The following is a 5,101-nucleotide window of genomic DNA, read 5'->3' as shown; positions in this document are numbered from 1 at the left end:
CCGCGCTCGCCCGCGCCGGGGCGTCGGCGGCGCTGCTGTGGGGCCCGCAGAGCGCCGCGTCGTTCCCCTACGCGGCGCTCTGGACCGACACCGCCGCCGCCGACGGCGGCCGGGCGACCGCCCTGGCGCCCGCCTGGAGCTGGCTGGTCCCCCGGCTCGCCGCCGGGGGCGTCGACGTCGGGCGCAGCCCCGACGGCCGGGTCCTGGGCCTGCGCGCCGACGACGGCGTGCTGCTGGTCAACACCGGCTCCACGACGGTCGAGGTGGCCGGGACGACGCTGGCCCGCCACGCGGCGGCGGTCGTCGAGCGCTGAGGGACTCATCCCAGCCCGACCCACACGATCGCCACGAGGACCGCCAGCAGCCCGGCCAGCACGAGGGCGAGGGTCGCGTCGAGGGCGCCGTCGGCCGGTCCGGCCGGCTGCGGGCCGTCGGAGGCGACGGCGGCGCGGTACTCCACGCGGACCGCCCGCACCACGGCGAGCACGAACGCGAGGCCGGCGAGGGACCAGGCGGCGATGGAGACGGGGTCGGTGGGCACGTCGTACACGGGGACTCCTTCGGCTCAGACGCGGACGAGGACGACCGCGAGGCCGTCGTCGACCGCGACGCGGTAGTGACCGGTGGCGACGATCGCGGCGAGGGCGGTGCGGCTCCAGCCGGGGGTCCGGCCGTCGAGCACGACGCCCTCGGCGTCCATCGTCGGGAGGGAGAAGATCGCCTGCGGGTCCTCGACGAGGGCGCAGCGGACCGGGTCGTCGGAGATCTGGTCGCAGACCCGCGGGGTCTGGGTGACCTCGCCGACGCGCGTGACCTGCGTCGGGGCGGTGCTCGAGAGCGGCAGCACGGTGGAGCCGGCGGGCGCGGCGTCGAGGACCTGGCGGGTCAGGGCGATCTCGGAGGGCCGCAGCGAGGTGTAGGCGTCGTTGCCGCCCCGGATCGTCACGGTCGCGGCGGCGAGCAGGACCAGCCCGACGACGAGCACCGGGCGCAGCAGCCGGGGCCGGCGGCGGTACAGCGTCCGCAGGGCCTCGGTGCCGAGGACGGCGAGGAACGGCAGGCCGTAGAGCAGCACGCGCAGCAGCACCTCGCCGCCGTAGCTCTGCACCAGCACCAGCCCGGCGGGGGCGAGCGCGAGGGGCAGCCACACCATGTCGCCGGTCCGGCGGCGCAGCAGCAGCGCGCCGACCGCGGCGAGCGCCACGGTGGCACCGGCGAGCACGACCCGGCCGACCTTGACCCCGAGCTGGCCGAGGTCGCCGACGAGCCGGTCGGCCAGCGCGACCGCCATCGAGCCGCCCGCGTCGCCGACACCGCCGGTGGCGAGCGCGAGCTGGTTGAGCCAGAACTCCTTGCCGCCGAGCACCACCCAGGCGGCCACGGCGGCGACGAGCACCAGGAGCAGGCCGCGCCCGCCGTAGACGCGGCCGACGGCGACGAGCACGCCGAGCTGGACGAACAGGGCGAACGGCGTGAGCTGGTGGGACACCGCGAGGGCGACGAGGGACAGGCCGATCAGGCCCCAGGCGGTCACGACGACGCCCGGGTCGGTGTTCCGCGGGTGCGCCATCCGCCAGCGGCTGCCGGGCACGTGGCGCGTGGCGAGCGGCCCGAGGGCGAGCACCCACACCGCGCCGACGAGCACCATCGCGGTGGCCTGCGGGGAGAAGTAGTCCTGCTCGATCCAGTTCAGCGCGAGGAAGAGCCACGCGGCGACCCACGGCGCGCGGGTGCCGCCGAGGATCCGGCGGGCGATCACGAGCACCGCGGTCGCCCAGATCAGCGCGAACACCGGCGGCGCCCAGCGCAGGACCCCGTCGAGGTCCACCCCGCCCGCGGCGTCGGACAGGAAGGCCCACTGGCTGAAGAAGCCGGCCCAGCTGAAGCGCGAGTCGACGCCGACCGGCACCTCGCCGTGCACCGCGATCGCCTGGATGAAGCCGAGGTGCAGCCAGGAGACCGCCATCCGGGCGGCGGGCTCGACCACCGAGGCGACCCCGGTGGTGACGAGGGCGAGCGCGGCCGTGAGCCCGGCCAGCACCCGGGGCCGGGCCCGGCCGAGGAGCTCCCCCGCCGCGCCGAGCACGACGAGGACGATCGCGGCCCATGCGGTCACCGGCAGCACGCCGGCGAGGCCGAGCCCGCCCATGGCGTCCTGGTCGACCCGCGAGACCGCGAGGAGCCCGACCCCGACGAGCGCCGCCACGGGCGGCAGCACCGCGGCGGGCCAGGTGCGCGGCGCCGCAGCAGCGGGAGTCGGGATGGCCGGGGCAGGCCGGGGAACCGCGGCGGGCCGGGGCGCCAGGGGCACGAGCAGCCCGATCGGCGTGGCGACGGGCCGGGAGACGGTGGGGGCGCTCATCGGGTCCTCCGGAGACGGGCGGAGACGCCGGCGGCCGCGTAGAGCAGCTCCCGACGACGGCGGGCGAGGGGCGCGTGCACGCGGCCGGCGACGACGTCGCGGCGGCGGACGACGGGGCGGGCCGAGCGGGCGACGTCGGCGGTGAAGGCGCGCTGCGCGTCGTAGTCGCGCCGGTGGGTCTCCGCCGACGCGGTGTCGGCGCCGACCCGGAAGCGGGCCACGGTGGTCGTCATCCCCAGGAAGCGGCCGTGCTCGAGCAGGCGGAGCCAGAGCTCGAGGTCGCCGAGCCCGGCGTCGTCGGGGTAGCCGCCGGCGGCCTCGTAGGCGTCGCGGCGGAAGGTCGCGGCGGCGTCGGCGCCGATGGGGTTGGCCCCCGAGCGGACCACGCGCCGCACCACGTCGGGGCGCTCGTGGGTCCCGGCGAGCCCGTGGCGGACGAAGCGCCCGCGGGCCAGGACCCGGCCGTGCTCGTCGACGAGGTGCTTGCGCCCGACGACGAGGGCGAGGCCCGGGTCGGCGGTGAAGGCGGCGACCTGCGCGGCGAGGCAGTCGGGCTCGAGGACGTCGTCGGCCGGGAGCAGCTTGAGCAGCGGGGCGTGCGAGAGGGCGACGGCGCGGCGGAAGTTGGTGACCATGTCGACCGTGACCGGGTTGCGCCACACGGTCAGGCGCGGGTCGTCGATCCCGGCGAGGACCGCGGCGGTGGCGTCGGTGGAGGCGTTGTCGAGCACCACGAGCTCGACGTCGGCCAGCGTCTGGTCGAGCACCGAGCGCACCGTGGCCTCGACGTGCCGGCCGCCCTGGTAGACGGGGATGCAGACCGCCACCGGGGCGCCGGTGCGCGGCCGGCCGGAGACGAGGACGGGGGCGGCGACGAGGTCGTCGTGCCCGAGGAGGGTGGAGGTCACGGCGGGGCTCCCGTCGAACTGGGTGGCGAGGTGGTGGGCCGGGCGGACGGCGGGGTCGCGGCGGCGCCGGAGCGCCACGGCACCGGCCGCGACGACCTGCACGGCGACGAACCCGAGGGCGAAGAGGATCAGTGGGTCGGCGGGCCCGGCCGGCACGAGGGCGGCGACGCCGACGATCCCGGCGGTGGTGGCCACCGCGAGGCGGGCGACGCGCACGCCCCGGCCGAGGGCCTGGTGCTCGGCGATGCGGTGCACCACGAGCAGCCGCAGGACGAGGCCGGCGAGCAGGATGCGCAGGGCGGTGGCCTCGCCCGCGTAGGCGGGACCGAAGAGCGCCAGGACCGGCTCGGCGGCCAGGACCCCGACGGCGAGCGCCGGGGCGAGGACGCCGAGCAGTCGGCGACGGACCGCGCGGGAGAGTTCCGCGGCCCGGCCGGGCTCGCGGGCGACACCGGCGGACAGGGAGTTGGAGAAGTACTGGGCGAGCACGTCGACGACGGTCACGGCCTGCCAGACGAGGAAGAACCGGCCGCCGACCTCCGGGCCGAAGCGCAGCACGACGAGCAGCGGCACCTGGTTGAACAGCACCGAGGTGGCGACCTGCCCCAGGTAGGTCGGGCCGAGGAAGCCGGCGGCCTCGCGCAGCCGCGGCAGCCGGGCCGCGCCGCCGCGCCGGCGGGTGAGGACGAGGGCCTGCAGGGAGACCAGCGCGACGCAGGCGGCGAGCGGGACGAGCCAGGAGACGACCACGGTCGTCGTCGTGAGGGAGGCGCCGGCGGCCAGGACGATCCCCAGCCGGCCGACGGCGAAGAGCAGGGTGCGCGCGGGCGCCAACCAGGGACGCCCGAGCCCGACGAGGACGAAGTCCTGCTGCTGGAACAGCGCGTAGAGCATCGCGGTGAGCACGAAGAGCCCCACGCCGACGGCGTGCGCGCCCGGCGACGGGTCGGGGCCGGTGACGGCCTCGACGATCACGCCCGACCCGGGGAGCAGCAGGTAGCCGACGGCGACGACCGCGGCGAGCCCCGCGACCGCGCCGAGGGCGACCACGAGCAGGCGGCGCGACTGCGACCCGGCCCCCGGCAGCCAGCGCAGGAGCCCGATGCCGACGTTGAGCTCGGTGGCCCCGGCGATGAGCAGGAACGCCGAGACGAACGCCGTGGCGGTCCCCAGCTCGGCCGGGGTGAGCTGGCGGGCCGCGAGGACCCAGCCGAGCATCCCGACGAGCGCCGATCCGCCGGCGGCGAGCGCCATCGCGAGGCCGTCGTGCAGGGTGCCGTCGCGGGCCTCCCCCGCCTCCGGGTCGGCGCGGACCGCGGTCGCGGTGGTCATGCCGGGTCCCGGCGGCCGTCGAGGTCGACGGCCTGGCGCACCAGCACCGGCACGCTCAGCACCACCAGGACGACGAGGGCGGCGACCGGCTCCCACGCCGTGGTCACCACCATCGCCTGCCCGACGACGATGCACAGCGCCACCCCGGCGCCGACGGCCACGACCGCCCGCTCGGCCAGGTCGCGGGGGCGCAGGAGCGCGGTGAGCGCCCAGCCGGGCCCGAGGAGCAGGAAGGCGATCGTCGCGACGGCGCGCAGCGTGTGCAGCGGGCCGGGACCGGGGTCGACCGCGGCGCTGATCGCGGCGACCAGGCCCAGGAGGGCGAGCCCCGCGGGCACGAGGTGGCGGCCGCTCACGACGCGGACCGCACGTCGCCGCGGTGGACCGCGGGCGGGGTGGGTGCGGGGGCGACGCGGGCGAGCCGGCCGCGCAGGTAGCCGGTCCCCGCGGCGGCCAGCGACATCGGGACGGCCGCCGCGGCGGCGAGGCCGCGACGGAA

Annotated in this window: 4 protein-coding genes and 1 pseudogene; 1 reads left to right on the top strand and 4 read right to left on the bottom strand. The window is 77.8% G+C overall.

The window, feature by feature from the left end; all coding sequences use genetic code 11:
- Nucleotides 1-314, top strand: a pseudogene (locus tag ACFPBZ_RS29295) (hypothetical protein); the annotation flags it as partial.
- Nucleotides 315-319: 5 nt separating this feature from the next.
- Here the strand turns inward: ACFPBZ_RS29295 and ACFPBZ_RS29290 are convergent.
- Genes ACFPBZ_RS29290 through ACFPBZ_RS29275 form a run of 4 tightly spaced genes read right to left on the bottom strand, consistent with a single transcriptional unit; the run spans nucleotide 320 to nucleotide 4,958 of the window.
- Nucleotides 320-550, bottom strand: a complete 231-nt coding sequence (locus tag ACFPBZ_RS29290; RefSeq protein ID WP_378039637.1) for a hypothetical protein — start codon at nucleotides 548-550, stop codon at nucleotides 320-322.
- 15 nt (nucleotides 551-565) lie between these two features.
- Complete coding sequence (locus ACFPBZ_RS29285) at nucleotides 566-2,362, bottom strand: hypothetical protein (protein WP_378039636.1); 1,797 nt, start codon at nucleotides 2,360-2,362, stop codon at nucleotides 566-568.
- A complete protein-coding gene (locus ACFPBZ_RS29280; protein ID WP_378039635.1) occupies nucleotides 2,359-4,602 on the bottom strand; it encodes a glycosyltransferase in 2,244 nt (747 codons plus the stop codon). Before ACFPBZ_RS29280 ends, ACFPBZ_RS29285 begins: the two co-directional genes overlap by 4 nt.
- Nucleotides 4,599-4,958 (bottom strand): hypothetical protein, encoded by a 360-nt coding sequence (locus ACFPBZ_RS29275; RefSeq protein ID WP_378039634.1) that lies wholly within the window; start codon nucleotides 4,956-4,958, stop codon nucleotides 4,599-4,601. Before ACFPBZ_RS29275 ends, ACFPBZ_RS29280 begins: the two co-directional genes overlap by 4 nt.
- Nucleotides 4,959-5,101 lie beyond the last annotated feature (143 nt).

It is taken from the genome of Actinomycetospora atypica, assembly GCF_042653685.1.
Lineage (GTDB): Bacteria > Actinomycetota > Actinomycetes > Mycobacteriales > Pseudonocardiaceae > Actinomycetospora > Actinomycetospora atypica.
This window is presented reverse-complemented; position numbering and strand designations above follow the sequence as displayed.